The sequence below is a fragment of the Massilia eurypsychrophila genome (assembly GCF_002760655.1).
Lineage (GTDB): Bacteria > Pseudomonadota > Gammaproteobacteria > Burkholderiales > Burkholderiaceae_D > JAFCUW01.
Window position 1 is genome coordinate 1 of record NZ_PDOC01000023.1, and the last position, 20,130, is coordinate 20,130.

Here is a 20,130-nt window from a genome sequence, read left to right on the forward strand (position 1 = left end):
CGTCTAGAGAAGGTCGTGAAGCTTTAGCCCGCTCGCAGCCTTTTGTCCGCTGTGGGTCGAAAGCGGTCCTTCATTGAAGGACACGTTGCCTTAGCGCCCGATTTTTTCCGAATCCTGTGTTTTCCCCTTGAAGAGTCTTCAAACCTGGATGAAAGGCCGCTTTTGACCCAAAGCGGTCGTCTAACTACAAACAATGATAAGTTTACTTCTGGGAAAATCGTTGCTATTGCGGTCCTACGCAATAGCAACAGCAGGCCGTCTCCAACTAGTTCATCCCACTGAAATTAAGCGCCGCTGTTGAAGCAGGGCAGCCAGAACCTCTGGGTCGACTGGCTGGTTCTGTCGCATTAACAACCGCCGGTGGCCGATACGGTAGACTGCGACACCCCGAACACTGGACGAATCGACATGCTCAACTTCAAAGGGATGCGCTTCCCGAACGATGTCATCTTGGTCTGTATCCGCTGGTGTGTGGCTTACCCGCTGAGCTACCGGCATCTGGAAGAGATGATGGAAAAGCGCGGCGTGTCAGTCGTCGACCATTCGTCGATCAACCGTTGGGCAATCCGTTTCTTGCCGCTCATCGAGAAGGTGTCCCGGAGACACAAGCGTCCGGTCGGTGGGAGCTGGCGCATGGATGAAACATACATCAAGGTCAAGGGCGTCTGGAAATACCTCTACCGCGCTGTCGACAAGGACGGGAAGACCGTTGATTTTCTGCTGACGGCAAGCGCGACATGGCTGCGGCGAAGCGCTTCTTCGACAAAGCCATGCGAACGAATGGTGATCCCGAAAAAGTCGCGATGGACAGGAGCGGCGCCAACAAGGCTGCCATCGATGCAATCAACGTCGGCCGCAGCGTGCCGATCGCGGTGCGCCAAGTCAAACACCTCAACAACATCGTCGAGCAGGACCACCGCGCCATCAAGCGCGTGACCATACCAATGCTTAATTTCAAGTCATTCCGATCTGCCAGCAATGTGCTTGCCTGCATCGAGTTAATGCACATGATTCGCAAGGGCTAGTTCGCTATCGATGGCGCCGCTGCCATATCGTTCGCCGACCAATTTTATGCGCTGGCAGGGAAAATCCGTCCAGCATAAAGAGGGATCATGTTCGGCACAGAAAAATCTGTCTCGCGCTAAACAATGCGACAGAACCTCCAACAACGAGACAGAACCCAAAAACCACACAAGGCCATAACTCAAAAAAATTGCTGAAATGCCTTGTCTACAGACCGCGATGCCCGACGAACGCGCACCCGGTAAAGAAACATTTTGAAACTAGCGTGTGAGCGGCGTCAATTACGCGACAGTGCAAAGCCAGCCAATAGGCCGATTCCTGCGCCTAGCAAACCCGCGATCGCCATCGAACGCCATGGATTTTCATGGACTATATTGTCGGTCGAGGTGGCGATGTCTTTCGCCGAATTGATCGCGATTTTTTCCAGTTCGTGTGTCTTGGAAATGGTGGAGGAAAGTAGCTGCAAGCTGCGTTTTTCCAGTTCAGCAGCTTTTTCGCCGGTGCTTGTACGGGCTTCGCTCAACAATTGCTCGACTTCATTAATTATCGAGCGTATTTCATGGCCAGCAGTGCTTACTTTCATTTTCGATCCAAACATGCTTATCTCCTTAGGTGATTACTACTCGGCTGCAGGGAGGGTATTCCAAGAAACGTATAGCGAGCTATCATCAAATTCCCAAGATTCCCTTTCCAACGATACGACACTGCGTCGTATGCGCAAAGACCTGGCTCTGCTGCGCCATTAACTGCTAACGCCCAAGCGGTGCCACTATACCAGCTACTATCGACGATTCAAGTCCGACCGTTTAGTTGAATCAATCATGCTGTTTTGGTCGATGCCACTCTGAGATGATGCCCCGCTAGCTGTGCCAAGAGTTCCACTTTGACCCACCGATTAACGGTTGCCAGCGATATTGCCCCTATCGCTTCCCCCGCTTTGAAGGCTGTTTGTGCTTTGGCCCATCGTGCTTCCGGTGGATGTCATGTGGCCCGACAAGTTTTGCCGAGTACCATAAAATCCTTGGATTTGATTGCCAAAGTCGGGATCTGACATGTCGGGCCATCGATCCTCATCGAAACCCGGAGCGTTCTCCAGTCGTTCTTTTGTGCAGTCAAGGATGAAGCGTTTGTTGGCTGTATCTAACTGCAGAGCTTGCCAAGGGACTGCGAACAGTTTTTTGCCCATGCCGAGGATTCCGCCGAAGGAAACAACCGCGTAGGCGATCTGTCCCGTTTGCATGTCCAGCATGATTTCTTTAATGTCGCCCAGATCTTCATCTTGACGGTTACACACATCTTCGCTCATCAGCGTCCCCGCGCCCATCAGGCGAGGTCCGGGGCCATTATTGTCGCGGTCACGATATATACCGAATGGATCTCTATCTAGATAACTCATTGTTAAGTCTCCTGGTTGATGATCTTCCTCCAAAAAATGGAAGACAACAAATCTTATGCCAAAGAATTTTTTATCGGCGTTCAATTCCGCTCGTCATATTTACTTGCCCTGATGTAAGAAAATTTTTACTTAAAGAAATATATTGATTTTTTATTAGCCTGAACGGTTCTGTCGCATTAACAACCGCCGGTGGCCGATACGGTAGACTGCGACACCCCGAGCATTGGACGAATCGACATGCTCAACTTCAAAGGGATGCGCTTCCCGAACGATGTCATCTTGGTCTGTATCCGCTGGTGTGTGGCTTACCCGCTGAGCTACCGGCATCTGGAAGAGATGATGGAAAAGCGCGGCGTGTCAGTCGTCGACCATTCGTCGATCAACCGTTGGGCAATCCGTTTCTTGCCGCTCATCGAGAAGGTGTCCCGGAGACACAAGCGTCCGGTCGGTGGGAGCTGGCGCATGGATGAAACATACATCAAGGTCAAGGGCGTCTGGAAATACCTCTACCGCGCTGTCGACAAGGACGGGAAGACCGTTGATTTTCTGCTGACGGCAAGCGCGACATGGCTGCGGCGAAGCGCTTCTTCGACAAAGCCATGCGAACGAATGGTGATCCCGAAAAAGTCGCAATGGACAAGAGCGGCGCCAACAAGGCTGCCATCGATGCAATCAACGTCGGCCGCAGCGTGCCGATCGCGGTGCGCCAAGTCAAACACCTCAACAACATCGTCGAGCAGGACCACCACGCCATCAAGCGCGTGACCATACCAATGCTTAATTTGGCTCTGTCGCATTGTTGAGCCTGACACAGATTTTTCCTTGCTGAGCATGACCCCGGCTTACACTGGACGGACTTGTCCTGCCAACGAATAAAACTGGTCGGCGAACGACACGACAGTGACGCCATCGATGGCGAACTGGCCCTTCCGGATCATGTGCATGAGCTCGACGCCGGCCAGCACATTGCTGGCAGACCGGAATGATTTAAATCCCAGCATGGGCCTGGTCACGCGCTTGATCGCTCGATGGTCTTGTTCAACAATATTGTTGAGGTATTTGACCTTGCGTACAGTGATCGGCACGGCGCGGCCGGCGTTAATCTTGTCGATCGCCGCCTTGTTGGCGCCGCTCTTGTCCATCGCGACCTTGTCAGGCACGCCGTTCGCTGTCATCGCCTTGTCGAAGAAGCGATTGGCTGCAGCCATGTCGCGCTTGGCAGTTAGAAGGAAGTCGACGGTCTTGCCCTGCTTGTCGACAGCGCGGTAGAGATATTTCCAGACGCCTTTGACCTTGATGCACGTTTCATCCATCCGCCAGCTGCCGCCGACCGGACGCTTGTGCTTGCGAGCCATTTTCTCGATGAGCGGCAAGAAACAAATCGCCCACCGGTTGATCGATGAATGGTCGACCGATACGCCGCGCTCTTCCATCATTTCCTCAATGTGCAGGTAGCTCAGCGGGTAAGCCACGTACCACCGGATGCAGACCAGGATGACGTCGATGGAGAAACGCATTCCTTTGAAGCTGAGCATGTCGGATCGTCAAATGTTTAGGAACCACAGCTTACCTGAACCCTCCGTCCTCGTCGCCAATGCGACAAAGCCAGCATACATCCCTTCTGCAGTGATCGGCTAGGAACGCCGGCTCGCTTTGCCTGAACGGCTCGCGGAGCTTGGTGATGGCCGTTGGCATAGCATCGTGAGTGTAATTGGTCACGTTACCAAGCTATAATTGTTGCCTTACCAAACTGTATACCTTCCTATGCCAGGAATACCGCTGGACTACCGAGAACTCGAGTCGATGCTGCACTCCCTCGACCTATCATCACCGGGCTGCCGAGTACGGATCGGCGAGCTACGGAGGAAGATGGATATTGCCTGTGATAACGGCTCGATCACATTGCTGCAGTGGCGTGTACTGCTCGACAAGATAGCAGCAGTACAAAGTCACCTAAAGCCTTAGCTGTAATAGCTCGTGTTTCAGACCGACTGTGCTCGCATTGACGCCGATCTGGGCTCGAACGAACTTCAAACGAAGGCAGGTCCGTGCTCGCGCTATCTGCAAATGAGCTTGCAATCAACAGCGCCGGCTCGCCCTCCATAACCGGCTCACGTTAACTGCAAATGACGGTCCCGGCCTGCGCGAAGGGCCGCTGCCGACTGCAGAAATTCGTCAAGGCAGTACACGGTAAACGTCTGCAGATAAAATATAGTTCCGTTAACTTCTTCTTGTTCGTGTCAAGTTAAGGCATACCCTAACCTGATGTCAGACGACCACAACGCAGGCCGTCAGGATAGGGTTGATCTCGCAATTACTTGACATATGCCTTTAACGGTCATAGAGTCTTTCCTGACACATCTTGTTAAGGAGTCACGTTTTGCGAGGTCAACGCATCGGTTATGTCCGGGTCAGCAGTTTCGACCAGAATCCAGAGCGTCAGCTCGATCAAGTCCAAGTGGACAAGCTGTTCACTGACAAGGCCTCGGGCAAGGACACCCTGCGGCCGCAGCTCGACGCCTTGCTTTCGTTCGCCCGCGAAGGCGACACGGTAGTGGTACACAGCATGGACCGTCTGGCACGCAACCTGGACGATCTGCGCCGGCTGGTTCAGACGTTGACCAAGCGCGGGATACGAATCGAATTCGTCAAGGAATGCCTGAGCTTCACCGGCGAGGATTCGCCAATGGCGAACCTGCTACTGTCGGTCATGGGAGCATTCGCGGAGTTTGAGCGGGCCTTAATTGGCGAGCGGCAGCGCGAAGGCATTGCATTGGCCAAGCTGCGCGGCGCCTACCGAGGTCGCAAGAAAGCACTGGTGGACAACCAGGTTGTCGAGCTGCGCCGCCGCGCCGGTGCCGGCGAGCCAAAAGCCACGCTCGCGCGGGAGTTCGGCATCAGTCGAGAGACCCTTTATCAATATCTAAAAGTAGCCCCAGCGGCTTAACCCGGTTTTCCGTTCCACTGCACCTCAAACCCCTGAAGGTATGCACCAAGCCGCCGTGGACCGCAAGCGCAATGTCCAGCCTCGCCGCACGACCTTGAACAGGCTGTTTGTGACCTTCTACGCGAGCGTCGTGACGGCTGCGGCCAACCAGGGGGCGGCGCGGAGCCGCGCCAGGGACGATTTCTCGGCCGGGTCGGCACCGGCGGGGCGCGTTCCGCGCCGGACTTGCGAGGAATGAATAACGATGCTATCATAACGTTACTTGTTATCCGTTACGCTCGTTATTCGTTATCCTATCGGGAGAAATATTATGTCCAGCCAAGAAAAGCCTGTAGTGACCCGTGTAATGGTGTTCGCAGAATGCGACCGGCTCAAGGCGTCCGGCGTAGAGCCGACCAATCGGAAGCTGCTCCAAGAACTTGGCGGCAGCATGACGACCATCGCGGGATTCCTGCGCGAGTGGCGCGCTCAGCAAAGTCTCGTTGCGCCGCCCGCTGCGGAGGTTGTGGAAGTGCCAGCGACGGTAGCCGAGGCAGGCAGCGCGGCCGTGGCGGCGATCTGGAACGCATGCCACGTCGAGGCGCGGCGCGAAATTGAGACCATCACTGAGCAGGCCAACCAGCGCGTGCAGCATGTTGTTACCGACCGTGATAGCGTCCTCGGGGAGCTGGAAGCAGCAGACAATGAACTCAAGGCCGCTCGCGCAAGCGTGGCCGAACTGACCGACGCCCTGGAGGCGCTGCGCGCCGAGTTCACGGCCTTGCAAACCCAGGCGGTCGGGCGCGAGGCGGCATCGGCGGCGACCATCGAACAGATGACGCTCCAGATCGAAGGCCATACGTCTGAGCTGGTCCGGGTCCATGCCGACCTTAATGAGTCGCGCCAAGCGCATGCGGCCGAGCTGAGCCGCCTTACGGCGGACTTCGCCCGCCAGCTCACCGAGCAGACCGAGGCGGTGCGCGCCGCGAATGACGAGGCTGCGCGCCTGCGCGCCAAGCTTGACGACGAAAGCGACAAGCTGGCGGTCGCTAAGGCGGGCGAGCTGGAAAGTTTCAAAAAGTTGACGACATCGCAGGCCGAGGCGGCGGCGGCGCTCGCCCAGGTGCGCGACGAGAACACCCGGCACGCCGATGCGGTCAAGAAGCTCGAAGGCGAAATGGCGGCGCTGCGCGCCGAAGGGTCGGAAAGTGCCCGTAAGCTGGCCGCGACGGCAGGGGAGTGCGAAGCGCTACGCGCCCAGGTCAAGAGCCAGCTTGAGGTTATTAACAAACTTGCAATGAAAGCCGAAGCGCAGCCGGAACAATCGGCCGGGCCATTGTCAAAAGACAAAGGAACGCCGAAAAAGGACAAATAGAGTAGCCAAAAATAGGGAGGCCAATTAGACTTGTTGTTCTTATTTTTGGCCAGTGCTTCCGAGGCTGGCCGATTTGGGTATACTCTATTTGTCCATTTTAGTTGTATTTACATTCGTCATTAAGCAAAGGGATGCAATGAGCAAAGCCACCGAAGCCGAAGAACTTTACCAACAGGCGAAAAAATACAATTGGCGCGATTTGCCCGGCGATGCCGCATTGGCGCGTCCTCTTTTTGCCAGTGCGGCGAATCTTGGACACTTCCAGGCAAAATGCGATCTTGCTGGAATGATGTTTCAAGGTCATGGCGGCCCCAAAGAGCAAACAACGGCAATGTCGATAGCATGGCAAGCTTTTGCTGCGAATGACCTCGAACCATTGCAGCAGCTTGACGAGCTATTGCATAGCTATGCAGATGGATTGGATGATTCACCCGAGAAAATGCGAGCTTTAAATGCAGCCGATAAAGCCGAAAAGGCGATTGAATTATTGCGCTACGTCTCTGGATACGTGAAGGGACTCTCCGGTAAGTGAATTTTCGCCCCCGCGAAAATTAGTAGGACAAATATAGCGACGCCGGGTCACGGCCGGCCGGCTGGTTCCGTCACCAAACAAGAGGTAAATCATGGAGTCGGACAACACGAAGAAGCCCGTCGTCAGCCGCAAGGTTGCGTACTGCATCCTGTTCGCGATGGCGCTGCTGCTCGCGCTGTGCCTCATTTGGTTTGCAGTGCGCGCCATGGCTGGCGCGAATCCGTGGTCAAGCGCCATCGGGATCGCCGCCGCCGCCGTATACGTCGTCATCGTCCTGGCTCGCAACAACCCGCTGCGTTCGTACCGAGCACCGCCTCCTGGCAGAAGCACCAGACCAAAATTACGCATCGTGAAGAAATGAAAGTCGCCCGCATTTACCTCCGCGTCAGTACCGCCGAGCAGGACTTAACACGGCAGGCCAGCATCGAAGCCGACACCCGCGCCGCTGGCTTCTACATCGCCGGGGTCTATCGGGAGAAAGCCAGCGGCGCCCGTGCCGACCGGCCGGAGCTGCTGCGCATGATCGCTGACTTGCAGCCCGGCGATGTCGTCGTGGCCGAGCGCATTGACAGGCTTAGCAGGTTGCCCCTGGCCGAGGCCGAGGCGCTTGTCGCTTCAATTCGGGCCACTGGCGCTCGCCTTTCGATTCCTGGCGTCGTGGACTTGTCGGAGCTGGCCGCCGCGTCCGATGGCATCGCCAAGATCGTGCTCGAATCGGTCCAGGACCTGTTGTTGAAGTTGGCTTTGCAGATGGCCAGGGACGATTACGACACGCGGCGCGAGCGCCAGTTGCAAGGCGTCGAGTTGGCCAAAGCTGCTGGGAAGTTTGCCGGGCGTAAAGCCGATACGGCCATGCACGAGCGGATCGTGGCGCTTCGTTCCGGAAACAAGAAAATCGCTGAAACCGCGAGGCTGGCCGGGTGTTCAACGAGCCAGGTCAAACGTGTGTGGGCCTTGCATTTGGAGAAGCAGGGCGGCGGCGAGAAGTCGCAAACCTTGAGTTCTCCGGCCTAGTTGTAGCGGCTCGCGTTTGAAACAGGCCATGCTCGCATTCGACGCGTTTTACGGCTCAGATTAAGTGCAAATGACTGAGGACTCGGCTCACGCAATCTGCAAATATGCTCGCAATCCATGGCGCCGGCTTGCATTCGACGGCGGCGTGCTCGCGCTAACTGCAAGTGAAAATACCCCTACGTCGATAGGCCGCTTACGACCCAAGCAGCCGTTTAATGATGGACGGGCCTAATTACGGGACCGAGTCAACGCCAAGAATTGTGTATGACGACGTGCGTTCAATCGTGCCCAATAGCCATTTTTTTACTTAACCACAAAACAGGGTTGCTAGATATTTTTAAAGTAAATTTTACCCACGGCTTTGGAGAACCTAGGCGGAACCGGCTAAAATGCTTGGATTAACTGGCAGGAAGAAGAGTTCCCGCACGAAAATTTGCTGTAGAAAGTCAAAAACCACCCGTGGGTGGCTTTTATGTTCTGTTACCAAAGTGGCGTCATCGGCTTAGGTCCCTGTACAAGGGGCGAGAGAGGGATCAACTTCGGGCTACAGGTAAATTCTACCCCCTTACTCAAAAAAGAGCAATCAAACTTTACCCTATGCCGCCAAACGCTATAGATGTCATAACAACAATAGGCGCTTCCCGTATAGCGCCCTACCGCTCGCACTTCCAATGCAAAACCGATGAGGAGACGCTGGGCGCGTACTTTTGGGGCCAGGCGGTCTCCTCGGCTTTTCAGGCTTGTCTGGGTATGTATGAGGTTACTTTGCGCAATGCGATTCATGCTGCAGCAAGTAAATTCGCGAACAATGCCAACTGGTACGACTACTCCCAAACCTGGGCACTTCCCCTTTATGGCACGACCAAGGACAAGATTACGGATGAGCTGTATTCCGGCACCCCTTCCCTTCGCAGAGCCCCACAACCGACACCTGATGCTGTGGTTTCATCGCTGTCCTTTGGCTTCTGGAACGGCTTCTTGAATGGGCTGACTTCTCGTGAGCAGCCACGCATCCTTACCGACACGTTCGCCTTTCACCCGCACTCCAAGCCTAAGCATTGGTCCATTACGTCCAACGTTGCGGACTTGATGGAAAAGTTGCAAAAGATACAGCGCCTTCGAAACGCCGTTGCCCATCTGGAGCCGATTTGGAAAAAACACCGGTTAAAGGGAACGGAAACCCACTGGTCGCACTGCGTGGTTAGTCTTCGCGAGCTGCACGACGACATGATGCAAATCATGTCGTGGTGCTGCCCGCATGCGGCCTCCGCTGTAGAACACAGCTACGCCCGCCGGTTGTTTTTAGGCATCTGTTCCACCAATGCGGTTAAGGCATTTAAAGCTGACCCGTTTGCCGCCGGGCGCATGATGCCGTTTGCCGACCTCTTGCCGCGTTCCAGTTACTCCATGCCGCCATCGTATGCCTGGATCGCCCCACAAGGCAACGCCTACTGGTCAGCAATGAGGCCAGTGCTCACGTATTGACCCCGTTGACCGCCAGCACCCTGGCCGAAAGCGGGAATTGCCTTCGGGAGATTTGTACCGTACAGGTACACCCATGCGAGGCCTTACATCGAGACGCTTTCTCCCGTCCCAGATGGGTCGTTGTGACTCATTCGAGACACCGTCATCCGATGGTCTAGACCCTAACGAGACGAGAATCATGTCTCCGGTATTTGCAGTTAGCGCGAGCACGCCGCCATCGAATGCGAGCTGGTGCCGTTGATTGCAAGCTCATTTGCAGATAGCGTGAGCACGGCTATACCGTCACTTGCACTCAATTCGAGCCGAAATTGGCGTCGAATGCGAGCACGTCTTTTTTCAAACGCAAGCCGCTACACCTAGTTTCCGGGGCATTTTTCGCGGTGCGAAAAACCGGGGATGCCCGTTCCAGGGCGCGCAGCATAGCTGCTTGGTCGCTGCGCGACTGGCCGCGAGCGGCCACCCTTCCAGGCCACCCGCTTGCCTAAGTTCAAACCCGGCATTTTCCCGCTTGGGCGGAAAAACTGGGATGCCCATTCCGGAGCGCGCAGCATAGCTGCTTGGTCGCTGCGCGACTGGCCGCGAGCGGCCACCCCTCCAGGCCACCCCTTGCCAGACCCCCGCCACGCCCTACGCCGAACGCGCCCGGACGATAGAACTGTCCGCCCTCGCCCGCAAGCGGGTTGCCTTCGGCAATTCTCTGTTGCCACCCTTGGTGACGCCGGCAGCTGGCTGGCGCCGCGAGCGTGTCACCAATCCGGCGTTTTTGCGGGGGCGAAATCGTGAAACCGGAATATACTGTATGTTCATCCAGTATTTTATGCGGCGCACGATGTTGGTCATACTCGCAAAAATGTTTGAAGACGGCGGAAGACCGCTTGCAAGGCATCGCGCCGTCACGCTTCCACCGAGCCACCAGGGCGTGTTCTCGCTGTACGAGGAACACGACCGCGATCTGCGCCGAACCGTCAGGATTGCCCGACTTGATAGCGTCCTGGGAACGGAAACTTTGCTGTCGCTGTACGACGCCGACGTACTGATGTGCAAGGACGGCATCATGACCGTCACCGGCCTGGAGCGCGATCCGGTCACCCGAAAGGCAACGGCGCAGAGCTGGTACATCGAGATTGTCGACGTGCGCAAGCGGGCCGAGCTGCGAACTGCCGCCGAGCAGCAGGAGAGGGCGCGGACTTAGGCGCATGGTGACACGGTGCCGCCTGCAGCAGCTCCGTGGCGTAACCAATGGTCACGCGGGGTCGTCTTCGTCCTCCGCATCAAGGCTACGACGCGGGCAATACGACAACCGGCGAAGCCCGCCAGTTGCCCTCGCCCTCATCGTCCACGCCAGGCATATCGTCAACCAAGAGCTGGAGGCGTTCCTTGTCCTCGATCCGAGCGTCCGCGCCCGCAAGAGTGATCCACATGCGTAGCACGCCATTGGCCATGTCCCAATAGCTCTGATTGCTCTCATCGAGCTGGCCGCGAGCTTCCTTGGTCAATTGCAAAATCGTGTCCTGGGCGCTGTTGGTAGCGTCCTCATAACTGAACTTCCACATGCCAGTCTCCGGTTCATCGAGCGAAAGCCGATAATAGCCAAGGCAGACGGGGGGCGATGTGGCCGTCTTAACAGACGGACTCATTTGGTGACAGATCCAGCGCGCCGGCGCCGCGATCGTGTCACCAGTCAAACCGGACCGTGGTTGTTCTTCTGTCCCGGAGTGGTCGGGCGGGGCTGTCCGGGGTCGGCCCGGCCAAAACGCCCCTAAACCTCCCACGATGCAGGGGGTGCCGTCCTGCGGCGGCATCCTCGCCTTCGCTCGGACCGTCGGGGACGCCCCCGTTTGCTCAGCTCATGCGCCTGGAAAAACGGTTTTGCAGAACCAGGTTTGCCAATTAAATTGCTATTTAAATAATCTATCACTTAGCTGATTATCATCAAAAGATAGGTTGCGAAATCATCGTATGACAACTGAAAGTACTTGTCAAAATGGTTGTCACGTTATATAATACTTACATGGTGGACGAAACGATTCACCAGTAAAAAACCTAAATTCAACGTCAACGTAAGCAAAGGAAATGATCATGCAATTATCGTCCCGTTTTGGCCGCAACAGCACCTCGATCCGCTCGAAATTCCCATTGGACGACGAGCAGATTATGCGCGTTGCCCCTTCCATTTTTGCGGAAGACAAGCACACCAGCCGCTCCGACCGTTACACCTACATCCCGACCGGCCACGTTCTGGCCAAGCTTCGCCAAGAGGGTTTTTCGCCCTTCATGGTGTGCCAGTCGAAATGCCGCGACGAAGGCAAGCGCGCCCACACGAAACACATGGTGCGCCTGCGCCACGCCAGCCAAATCAACAGCCGCGAAGCTAACGAAATCATCCTGTTGAATTCGCACGACGGCACCAGTAGCTGGCAGCTCTTGAACGGCGTGTTCCGCGATGCCTGTTCAAACGGCTTGGTATGGGGCGATGTCGTCAACGATATTCGCATCCGCCACAAAGGCGACATCGTGCATGACGTTATCGAAGGCGCGTTCCGTGTGGTGGACGACTTCGAGCAGGTGCGCGAACAGATGGACGGCATGAAAGCACTGACGTTGAACCAAGGCGAGCAGAACGCCTTTGCAAACGCCGCACTGGCCCTGCGCTACGACACGGAAGCCGCACCGGCTCCCGTCACCGAATCGCAACTGCTGCGCGTAAAGCGCTCGGAAGATCGCTCGTCCGATCTGTGGACGACGTTTAACCGCGTTCAGGAAAACCTTGTTCAGGGCGGTTTGCGCGGGCGCACGGCCACCGGCCAAATCCGCACCACGCGCCAAATCACGGGCATCGACCAAGGGATCAAACTTAACCGGGCCCTGTGGCTCCTTTCAGAAGAAATGCGCAAGCTGAAAGCCTAATAACGAACGGGGAGGGCGCAAGCCCTTCCCATGAAAACGGGGCCACAAAATGAAATCGAAAATGCGATTCTTCGCACTACAAAACAGCAAGCGCGCACGCACGACGGCAAAGCGTCTGACGGCGATGGTCCGGGAATACAAGCGTGATCCAGTTCGCAACTTCCGAATGGGCAGCGAAGCCGCCGCCCTGGCAATGAAAGTGTCGTATTACTTGCGCCAGTCCGAAACCGGGGGGCGCATCATCCTCACCCAGGACGGGAAAAGGCGTCAACTTTTTTTGGTTGACAAATCAAATTCGCAGCAATCGTGCGGTTATTGAACCGGGGGCATCATGACTACCTTACATGTACCCAGCCCGGCCAACGCCGCCGCCATGATTCGCAACTGCTTGGAAGCATTGCCATTGGGACCGGTTTCCGATGACCGCCGCGAGCAGATCGTCAATAATTGCTTCGGGCCAATCGTGCTGCTAATCGAGGCGGTAGAGCTTGCCGGAGCCGCAGGCCCGGACGAAGAGGCCGTTATGATCCAGTGCATCCGCAATCTGTTCGCTCAAGCTGAGATTGCCCGCCGCGAGAGCTACCTAGCAAATCTGCTAGGCAAGCTGTCCGCACAGCGCCACATCAATAATTCAGGGGAGTAATTCTTGAGCTTAACAATGGATCGCGGTACGTGCAGCGAGTGCGCGGGCGAGTTGGAAGAGGGCCATTCATACGGCCAATGCGGCGATTGCGGCCTCGCCGACAGTCCCGCCGCCTATGAGCCGGTGCATCAGGCGTTCTTGGTCGACGTGATGGGCACCAGCCGCTACCCGGCGCTGACTGAGCTGTTTATGCTTGAGGCGATCAAGGCGCACGCTAAGGCGACGGCAGCGCTGCAGCCGGACCAGCTCGGCCAGCTCCATGGCGGGGCCGACCCTGAAATGTGGGTGAGCATCGCACGGGAGATTACGGCCAAGTTCGACCAGGCCGCATCCGCAATAGCACCAACAAATTCCTAAACAGTTTTCGCGTGCGCGAAAAAATGGTGACAAACCAACGGCCAGGCGCCGCCGGTCCCGTCACCATCCAACACTGAGGTAAGTACGATGAACACCAGCAAACACCACATTTCGAAGTTGTCTAAGATGTCCACGCAGTTGCCGGACCTGATCGCATCGCTCGACGCGGCCACAACCGACCTCGCGCAGCGCATGGCCGAGTTGAAAGCACAGGGCCTGATCTATGCGACCGAGCACTGGAAAGACCAAAAGTACATGGTGCTGCTGTATCCGATCCAGGCTGGCCAGCCCCGAAAACGCGAGTACGTCGGCAAAGACCCGGCGAAGGTCGAGGACGCCAAGGCCAAGATTCAGCGCGCCAAGGACTACGAGGCTCTTGCCGCTAAAGCGAAACGGCTTGATGAATCGCTATTTGAGGGCTTTAGACGCCTCCAGGAAGCGGCCAGCGTGCTTGAGCGGGCAAATTGATACGGGGACCGGCGCGGCGCGCTGGCGCGCCCGCCGATGCCCGCATCGAAGCCAGAGCAGGGCGTTTCGCGGAGGCGAAAACAAGTAGCACTAGGAAGAATCCTGCCCCGCTTCTGCAAAACCGTTTTTCCAGGCGCATGAACTGAGCAAACGGGGGCGTCCCCGACGGTCCGAGCGAAGGCGAGGATGCCGCCGCAGGACGGCACCCCCTGCATCGTGGGAGGTTTAGGGGCGTTTTGGCCGGGCCGACCCCGGACAGCCCCGCCCGACCACTCCGGGACAGAAGAACAGCCACGGTCCGGTTTGACTGGTGACATCAGCTCGCGGCCGGCGAGCTGGCCAAGTCACCAAAGGGGGGGCAACAGAGAATTGCCGAAGGCAACCCGTAGGGCGAGGGCGGACGGCTTTATCGTCCGGGCGCGTTCGGCGTAGGGCATGGCCGCTTTTGACGTTCGGGGTGGATGGTGACAATCCGAAAGATCCTGGGCGCGCCAGGTGTCACCAAGCGGGCAGGGGAGTGGTGACAGCGCGCGCCGATCGAGCGTGCCGCGGTGTCACCAAGCCCGCTCTATCGCCAGGTAGACCCAATACAACAGCATCGAGGTCAGGGCCAAGCCGAAGTAGGGGATTGGCTCCCACTTCATCAGCACGAAGCCGCGAACGAGACGGCCAAGACTGTTCAGCGCCACCATGAGTGTGCTCATCACATCATCCTTTCAGCGCCCTTGGCGCTGCTATTTTGCGAACTGCGTATCGAACGCTTTGTTCCGCTCGTTCGCCACGTCTTTTTCCTGGCGATCCATCGCCAGGTAGCCGACGATGGCAACCAGCAAGACCACGATTACCCCGATTGAAACTTTCCGCATAGTGCCTCCTTGGCGAGTTGACAGCGACGTTACTTAATTTGCAACACTGCTAAGACGATCATTGCGGCCACGATACCACCAATTGCGGCCTGTACGATAGCGACGCCCCAGCCCCGACGCCCATTGGCCCGCGCTTCTTCTGTCGCCTTTGCGAGTAGCGCGACCGCCTTTTCCATTTCGGCGCTGACGGCCTGGCGCGCCGCCGTCATAATGTCGGCCTTCGCGTCCGCTGCCGCCTTCAAGGCGGAATTCAAGTGCGCCTGGTCGGCCCGTTCGGTAAGGTCTTTCCCGGCTGCGACCAGGTTCCGGTGCAGAACCACCAGGCTCCCGATCCGTTCGTCCAGCTCGCCATTGCTCTTGGCTTGCGCCTCTTCGTACGCCCGCATCAATTCTTCGAATACGGCCTCATTGAGCGCGACCACCGTAAACACGGGGTCAACGGCATCAATGCGAATGCCGGTCCGTTCGAATACCTGATTCTGTAGCCGCTGGATGTCCATTTACCATTCCACCTCGTCGAGCTTGCCGAACACATCGCGCACCACCGTCCCCAGGCGGCTTTTCTCCAAAATATTGAATTCGGTTTCGGAGTCGCTGACTTCCTTGAGCGTCAAGCGCGCTTTATTCATCCGGCGAACATCATCACCAAACGTGTCGGAATTGCGGCCCTGGAGCAGCACCACGCCACGGACGTTCGCGCTGTTATCGGTGAACGTTTGCGATTCAATAAAATTCTCGGTCGTTCCCCAGCTCGCGTTTTCATTGAGCCAAATAATCATCGGGCAATGGGTCTGTCTTGCCAGCGATACGAACCCCGCCGTGGTGTCCTTCAAATTGTCACCCCCGCCAATAATCGTATGGATATAGACCCGCTTGCCTGATTCCATCATCAAGTCAATGAAATCATTCTCCATGAGATACGACATTAGCGGCGAAAACGTGTTCGCCCCATTGTCGATAACAATATTCTTCTTGCTTGCGAATACCTCAAGCAGCATGTTATCGAACATCTTGCGGTTGATCGTGCGATCCGGATTCATTACATCGACCAATTTAACATTGAGCGCCTTGTAATTGGCAAACGTCGTATTTTCCTGATCCGTATCATAACATTCGAGCGTTCCAGGAAACCGGTCAGCGATCCACTGTGCAATTAGTGACGCCGTGAGCGTTTTCCCGATTCCGCCCTTACCTTGCAGAATAAAATGTACTGAGTTTTCCATGATTATGTATTTCCTGTTTTGTCGTGTTTGAATTGCTTGCTCTCAGCATTACGCTTTTGCTCTTCGAGCTTCATGCGCATCTTATCAGCCTGCGTCATTTTCGGCTTAGCGGTCTGATCAATTACGGGAATCGGATCAGCCGTATTGCTCCCGGTATTCTTATTCCCCGGAATATTTGGTAGCTGCGAGTCCGGCTGTTTTTCCGAGACTTGCTTTGCGACGAACTTGCGCACCATCTCCCGTGATACCTCGACCTTGTTCAGCGCCAGCCAGTCGCGGATTTGGAGGTCCGTGTATCCTTGCGATTTCAACGCCATGATCTGCTCCTTGAACGGGATCAGCCTGGAGCGCTTCTTGCGCGGCTGGACTTGTTTTGCGAACTCTTCTATGTCCATGTTCTCCCTCAAGACTCGGTGTATTGGCCAACAAGCATCATACGACGCAGACCACGGCCAAGCAACCGAAATGCAAGCATTTGCAACCAGCGTGCAACCATAGTATGCCTGATCCTGGCGCTTTGCAACCTAATGCAACCATATGCAAGCAAAAAGCAACGGCTGCTTGAATGTGCTGCGCCCATTCAAGGCACGACAAATATGAATACAAAACCCTGACGGGTTTGGTATCATATTGCTGTGCCAAAGGGGAATCCCCTTTGAAACCCCTGCGTCCTACGGACGCCGGGAAACCCGCCTGGCGCTGGCCAGGTGGCACCGCGACGCGTTGAATGGAGCCGCCCATGGCGAGACCGAAGAAGACAGAAGAACCGCTTTCAGAGCCGTTCTCGTTCCGTACAGGGGCCACGGTGGCCGCTGCCCTCCGGACGAAGATCGAGCAGTCCGGCTTATCGAAAGCCGAGTTTTTCCGGGACGTGGCCCTGAATAACAAGACTGTCGTGGTGGCCCGCCCTATTGCGAGTCTGGATAAAAAACGGATGCAATTTCTGTTCAATAAGACGAGCAACAATATGAACCAGATTGCGCACGTTCTCAATTCGGCCAATACGAGCGGTAGATTGTCTGATTCTTTATGCAAGGACTCTCTGCGCGCCCTGGAAGAGATTGCGAAGTATTTAAAGGTTGCGCTTAATCATGTTGATTAGAGTCAGCGGCGGCAACGGCGGTATCAAGGAATATCTGGAACGCGGCCATAAGCAAGGCCGCGAGCACGACCGCGACGATTTGGACGAGCGCGTCATTTTGGCGGGCGATCTTGAATTCACCGACCAGATCATCAACGACATGGAAACTGACGGCGAGCGGTATTTGCATGTCACCCTCGCCTTTAAGGAAGACGAGATTTCGCGTGAAACGCTTGCGAATATTACCCGTGACTTCCAGGACTTCGCTTTTGCGGCTTACGGCGACAATGAGGTTAATTTCTATGCCGAAGCGCATTTGCCCAAGATTAAGAGCTACGTGAATGCGAAGACGGGCGAGCTGGTCGAGCGCAAGCCGCATATTCATATTGTCATTCCGAAGACGAACATGCTTAGCGGCGGCTTTGCCAATCCGCTTGGAATGGTCGAGACAAACGAGCGGTTCATCGACGCGTTTCAGGAGCACGTCAACAACAAGTACGGCCTGGCGAGTCCCAAGGATCATCGACGCATAGAATTCACTAATGCGTCCGATATGATCCAGCGCTACAAGGACGATCATTTCGACGGCACCAACAAGGAATTGAAGAGGGATATCCTTGCGGCCGTTCTCGACCGCAAGGTGTCCGATTACGAGACCTTTACTAGGCTGGTGACGGAGTTCGGTGAGACCCGTACCCGCAATGCGGGCAAGGAACACGAATACCAGAATGTGAAGCGGGAGGGCCAGGCCAAGGGCGTGAACCTGAAAGACTATGTGTTTTCCCGTGCATTCATCGAGCTGCCCGACGTGGACAAGCGCGCCAAGCTCTCGGCCGAGGTCGAGCGCAAGTACGAGGTGGAGGGCCAGGCCCGGCGCGATCCGGCGAACATCGAGGCCGGGTTGGCCGACTGGCACGGCCACCGCGCCATGGAAATCAAGTATCTCAACAGCGGGAATAAGAAACAGTACCAGAGCTACCAGGCCGCCAGCCCGGAGGACAAGCAGCGCATTCTTGCCGAGCAAGCGCGGAAATTTTACGACAAGTATCAGGAGCCGAAAAATGAGCCAGACGGAATCAGACGAAATCCCTTCGAACACACCTACGGGTTCAAGCGGCCACAGCGAGAGCTGGGAAGAGGACTTGATGGGCCAGGGTCCGAGCGGACCGATGGACGGGCCGCAAGAACCGAGCGGGCCGTCAATGGACGAGGGACCGAGCGAACCACCGGACGGTCCCCAGGAAGGGCCAGCGGCGAGCTTGGAGGACGAGGGACCACCGGAGCCGGTCACGTTCGAGGAACCGAGCCAGACAGCCTTACAAGCCGTCGAATCGCTTTTGCCGTTAGTGGGAAGCACGACCCTTTCCCAATTGCCCAAGGCCAGGCAACCAAAACCCTCAACGGTGTGCGAACAATGTCCGGCATCGATGTGGCTGGCGACCCCTCGCGGCCTAAAGTGCTATTGCAGGATCATGCACGTGTTCAGCTGGACGACGGACGAGCCGGTCGAGCTGACGCACTGCGACGGGATCGCCATCGCCAGCGCGACGTAGGCGGCACTGGCCGGGCCAGCGATTCGTCGCTCAGCCAGCTCTCCCGCGACCTCGGGCAGCGGCAGCAGATCGGCGCGGCGGGCGAGCTGACCGAGTTCAAGGAAATCAGGAGCAAACTCGATGGCGGCAGGCTACTGGCCGAGCTGTCGGTGTCGCACGGCGTCATCATTGACAAGTACGCGGTCAGCACGGCTCCGGACGGCAGCAGCCGGATCAAGGTCGGCAACCGGAACCTGAACGTCTCGGATTTTCTGACCAAGGAAATGCGCCTCCCGTGGGCCGAGTCGGCCGCGATCCTGCGCCAGTCCTATGCGCGCCAGGTCGGCTTGCACCCTTCGCTGGCGCCCAAGGCAGCACCGTCGCAAACATTGTGGCGCAAGTTCCAGGACGAGCGCCAGGTGCGTGGTGGCCAGCGCCAGTTGCTGGCCGAGCAGCTCAAGCGCGAGCAGGCGCGCCGTCTGGCGCTCCGCGAGACGCTGGCGAAAGCCCAGGCGCAGGCCAAAGCGCTGCCAGCGGCCGAGCGCAAGGCCGCGCTATCGTTGGCGAAGATGGGCTACATGACGGGCGAGAGCGCGCTGAAAGACGCGATCCGGGCCGAGCGGCAGCAGCTACGGACACCCGTTTCCGAGCAATACCGTGTTTTCCTGCATGGCCAGGCGCAGGGCGGCGACGACAAGGCGCTGGCCGAGCTGCGGCGCGTGGCCAGGGACGCGCCGGTCCGGCCCGGACAGGACATCGGTTCGATTGGCGCGGGCGTCGGCAATTCTGAGCCGAACAGCATGTTCTATCGCGGGAAGGAGATGCGACACCTCGTCCACAAGAACGGCGACGTGGTGTATACGCTTGGCGGGCGGGCGATCATCCAGGACAACGGCGACAAGCTGCTGATGCTCCAGACCGACCGGGTGGCCATCGAGGCGGCATTGCGCCTTGGCGAAGCCAAGTTCGGCAACGTCCTAGCCCTGACCGGCCCGAAGGACTTTCAGGAGCGGGCGGCGCGGATCGCAGCCGAAGCCGGGATCAAGGTCACGTTCTACGATAAGAAAATTGAAGTTATCCGGGAACAGCGTGCAGCGGATCTGGCATCGGAGCGGGCCAAGAAGGAACAGCACCGCGAGCTGGGGAGCAAGTTTGTCGAAGACCAGCGGCGCGCTAAACCGGCAACACCCGCTACAGCGAAGCCTGGTCAGCGTCCCTCCCCTTCGTCTGAGCGAAAAGACAAAGGGCCGGAAAGATAGGTACTTCCAGATTGGTGACTGCCGGCGCGCTGCAGGAGCGCCA

Annotated in this window: 23 protein-coding genes and 2 pseudogenes; 16 read left to right on the forward strand and 9 right to left on the reverse strand. The window is 56.9% G+C overall.

All coding sequences use genetic code 11. The features are described 5' to 3' along the window. Window positions 1-408: 408 nt before the first annotated feature. Window positions 409-1,022 (forward strand): annotated as a pseudogene (locus CR105_RS23055) (IS6 family transposase); the annotation flags it as partial. A gap of 278 nt (window positions 1,023-1,300) precedes the next feature. Here the strand turns inward: CR105_RS23055 and CR105_RS23060 are convergent. Together CR105_RS23060 and CR105_RS23065 are read right to left on the reverse strand one after the other, a co-directional pair. Beyond that, a complete protein-coding gene (locus tag CR105_RS23060) occupies window positions 1,301-1,621 on the reverse strand; it encodes an ElaB/YgaM/YqjD family protein (RefSeq protein WP_099792620.1) in 321 nt (106 codons plus the stop codon). A 297-nt stretch (window positions 1,622-1,918) separates the two neighbouring features. After that, window positions 1,919-2,503, reverse strand: a complete 585-nt coding sequence (locus CR105_RS23065; RefSeq protein WP_229414089.1) for a PRC-barrel domain-containing protein — start codon at window positions 2,501-2,503, stop codon at window positions 1,919-1,921. Between the two features lie 153 nt (window positions 2,504-2,656). Here CR105_RS23065 and CR105_RS23070 point away from each other — a divergent pair. Then, window positions 2,657-3,198: pseudogene (locus CR105_RS23070) on the forward strand (IS6 family transposase); the annotation flags it as partial. A 63-nt stretch (window positions 3,199-3,261) separates the two neighbouring features. Here the strand turns inward: CR105_RS23070 and CR105_RS23075 are convergent. Then, entirely contained in the window at window positions 3,262-3,954 is a 693-nt protein-coding gene (locus tag CR105_RS23075) for an IS6 family transposase (RefSeq protein WP_099792624.1), read from the reverse strand. 845 nt (window positions 3,955-4,799) lie between these two features. On the opposite strand from CR105_RS23075, the gene CR105_RS23080 reads away from it, so the two are divergent. The 7 genes from CR105_RS23080 to CR105_RS23115 all read left to right on the forward strand — a co-directional run bounded on the left by CR105_RS23080 (window position 4,800) and on the right by CR105_RS23115 (window position 10,943). Continuing rightward, on the forward strand, window positions 4,800-5,366 hold the full coding sequence (locus CR105_RS23080) for a recombinase family protein (RefSeq protein WP_099792626.1): 567 nt from the start codon (window positions 4,800-4,802) through the stop codon (window positions 5,364-5,366). 310 nt (window positions 5,367-5,676) lie between these two features. Next, window positions 5,677-6,720, forward strand: a complete 1,044-nt coding sequence (locus CR105_RS23090) for a DNA-binding protein (protein ID WP_099792630.1) — start codon at window positions 5,677-5,679, stop codon at window positions 6,718-6,720. 136 nt (window positions 6,721-6,856) lie between these two features. Further along, window positions 6,857-7,252, forward strand: a complete 396-nt coding sequence (locus CR105_RS27995) for a hypothetical protein (protein ID WP_143752803.1) — start codon at window positions 6,857-6,859, stop codon at window positions 7,250-7,252. 91 nt (window positions 7,253-7,343) lie between these two features. Next, entirely contained in the window at window positions 7,344-7,613 is a 270-nt protein-coding gene (locus CR105_RS23100) for a hypothetical protein (protein WP_099792634.1), read from the forward strand. Next, window positions 7,610-8,266: a recombinase family protein gene (locus CR105_RS23105; RefSeq protein ID WP_099792636.1), complete on the forward strand. Its 657-nt coding sequence runs from the start codon at window positions 7,610-7,612 to the stop codon at window positions 8,264-8,266. Before CR105_RS23100 ends, CR105_RS23105 begins: the two co-directional genes overlap by 4 nt. Window positions 8,267-9,016: 750 nt before the next feature. Further along, entirely contained in the window at window positions 9,017-9,751 is a 735-nt protein-coding gene (locus CR105_RS23110; protein ID WP_370660701.1) for a hypothetical protein, read from the forward strand. Window positions 9,752-10,550: 799 nt separating this feature from the next. After that, window positions 10,551-10,943, forward strand: a complete 393-nt coding sequence (locus tag CR105_RS23115) for a hypothetical protein (protein ID WP_099792640.1) — start codon at window positions 10,551-10,553, stop codon at window positions 10,941-10,943. Window positions 10,944-11,028: 85 nt separating this feature from the next. Here the strand turns inward: CR105_RS23115 and CR105_RS23120 are convergent, their stop codons facing one another. After that, on the reverse strand, window positions 11,029-11,304 hold the full coding sequence (locus CR105_RS23120) for a hypothetical protein (protein ID WP_099792642.1): 276 nt from the start codon (window positions 11,302-11,304) through the stop codon (window positions 11,029-11,031). A gap of 526 nt (window positions 11,305-11,830) precedes the next feature. Between CR105_RS23120 and CR105_RS23125 the strand changes: the two genes are divergently transcribed. The 5 genes from CR105_RS23125 (at window position 11,831) to CR105_RS23145 (ending at window position 14,126) form a co-directional block, all read left to right on the forward strand. Next, window positions 11,831-12,658 carry a DUF932 domain-containing protein gene (locus CR105_RS23125; RefSeq protein ID WP_099792731.1) on the forward strand — a complete coding sequence of 276 codons (828 nt, stop codon included), beginning with the start codon at window positions 11,831-11,833 and terminating at the stop codon, window positions 12,656-12,658. Window positions 12,659-12,707: 49 nt separating this feature from the next. Continuing rightward, entirely contained in the window at window positions 12,708-12,977 is a 270-nt protein-coding gene (locus CR105_RS23130) for a hypothetical protein (protein WP_143752804.1), read from the forward strand. A gap of 12 nt (window positions 12,978-12,989) precedes the next feature. Further along, window positions 12,990-13,301, forward strand: a complete 312-nt coding sequence (locus CR105_RS23135; RefSeq protein ID WP_099792646.1) for a hypothetical protein — start codon at window positions 12,990-12,992, stop codon at window positions 13,299-13,301. A 15-nt stretch (window positions 13,302-13,316) separates the two neighbouring features. After that, a complete protein-coding gene (locus CR105_RS23140; protein ID WP_099792649.1) occupies window positions 13,317-13,658 on the forward strand; it encodes a hypothetical protein in 342 nt (113 codons plus the stop codon). Between the two features lie 87 nt (window positions 13,659-13,745). Next, window positions 13,746-14,126, forward strand: a complete 381-nt coding sequence (locus tag CR105_RS23145) for a hypothetical protein (protein WP_099792651.1) — start codon at window positions 13,746-13,748, stop codon at window positions 14,124-14,126. Between the two features lie 554 nt (window positions 14,127-14,680). Here the strand turns inward: CR105_RS23145 and CR105_RS28495 are convergent. Genes CR105_RS28495 through CR105_RS23160 form a run of 5 tightly spaced genes read right to left on the reverse strand, consistent with a single transcriptional unit; the run spans window position 14,681 to window position 16,610 of the window. Further along, window positions 14,681-14,830 (reverse strand): hypothetical protein, encoded by a 150-nt coding sequence (locus tag CR105_RS28495; protein ID WP_180288283.1) that lies wholly within the window; start codon window positions 14,828-14,830, stop codon window positions 14,681-14,683. A 30-nt stretch (window positions 14,831-14,860) separates the two neighbouring features. After that, window positions 14,861-14,992, reverse strand: a complete 132-nt coding sequence (locus CR105_RS29270; protein WP_267873911.1) for a hypothetical protein — start codon at window positions 14,990-14,992, stop codon at window positions 14,861-14,863. 29 nt (window positions 14,993-15,021) lie between these two features. Next, window positions 15,022-15,492, reverse strand: coding sequence for a conjugal transfer transcriptional regulator TraM (traM, locus tag CR105_RS23150; protein WP_099792653.1), 471 nt, complete (start codon window positions 15,490-15,492; stop codon window positions 15,022-15,024). Next, window positions 15,493-16,215 carry a P-loop NTPase family protein gene (locus CR105_RS23155; protein WP_099792655.1) on the reverse strand — a complete coding sequence of 241 codons (723 nt, stop codon included), beginning with the start codon at window positions 16,213-16,215 and terminating at the stop codon, window positions 15,493-15,495. A 2-nt stretch (window positions 16,216-16,217) separates the two neighbouring features. Next, a complete protein-coding gene (locus tag CR105_RS23160) occupies window positions 16,218-16,610 on the reverse strand; it encodes a KorA protein (RefSeq protein ID WP_099792657.1) in 393 nt (130 codons plus the stop codon). Between the two features lie 344 nt (window positions 16,611-16,954). Here CR105_RS23160 and CR105_RS23165 point away from each other — a divergent pair, with 344 nt between their 5' ends. Together CR105_RS23165 and CR105_RS28500 are read left to right on the forward strand one after the other, a co-directional pair. Next, window positions 16,955-17,317 (forward strand): plasmid mobilization protein, encoded by a 363-nt coding sequence (locus tag CR105_RS23165; protein WP_099792659.1) that lies wholly within the window; start codon window positions 16,955-16,957, stop codon window positions 17,315-17,317. Continuing rightward, on the forward strand, window positions 17,307-20,087 hold the full coding sequence (locus CR105_RS28500) for an LPD7 domain-containing protein (RefSeq protein WP_180288284.1): 2,781 nt from the start codon (window positions 17,307-17,309) through the stop codon (window positions 20,085-20,087). Before CR105_RS23165 ends, CR105_RS28500 begins: the two co-directional genes overlap by 11 nt. Window positions 20,088-20,130 lie beyond the last annotated feature (43 nt).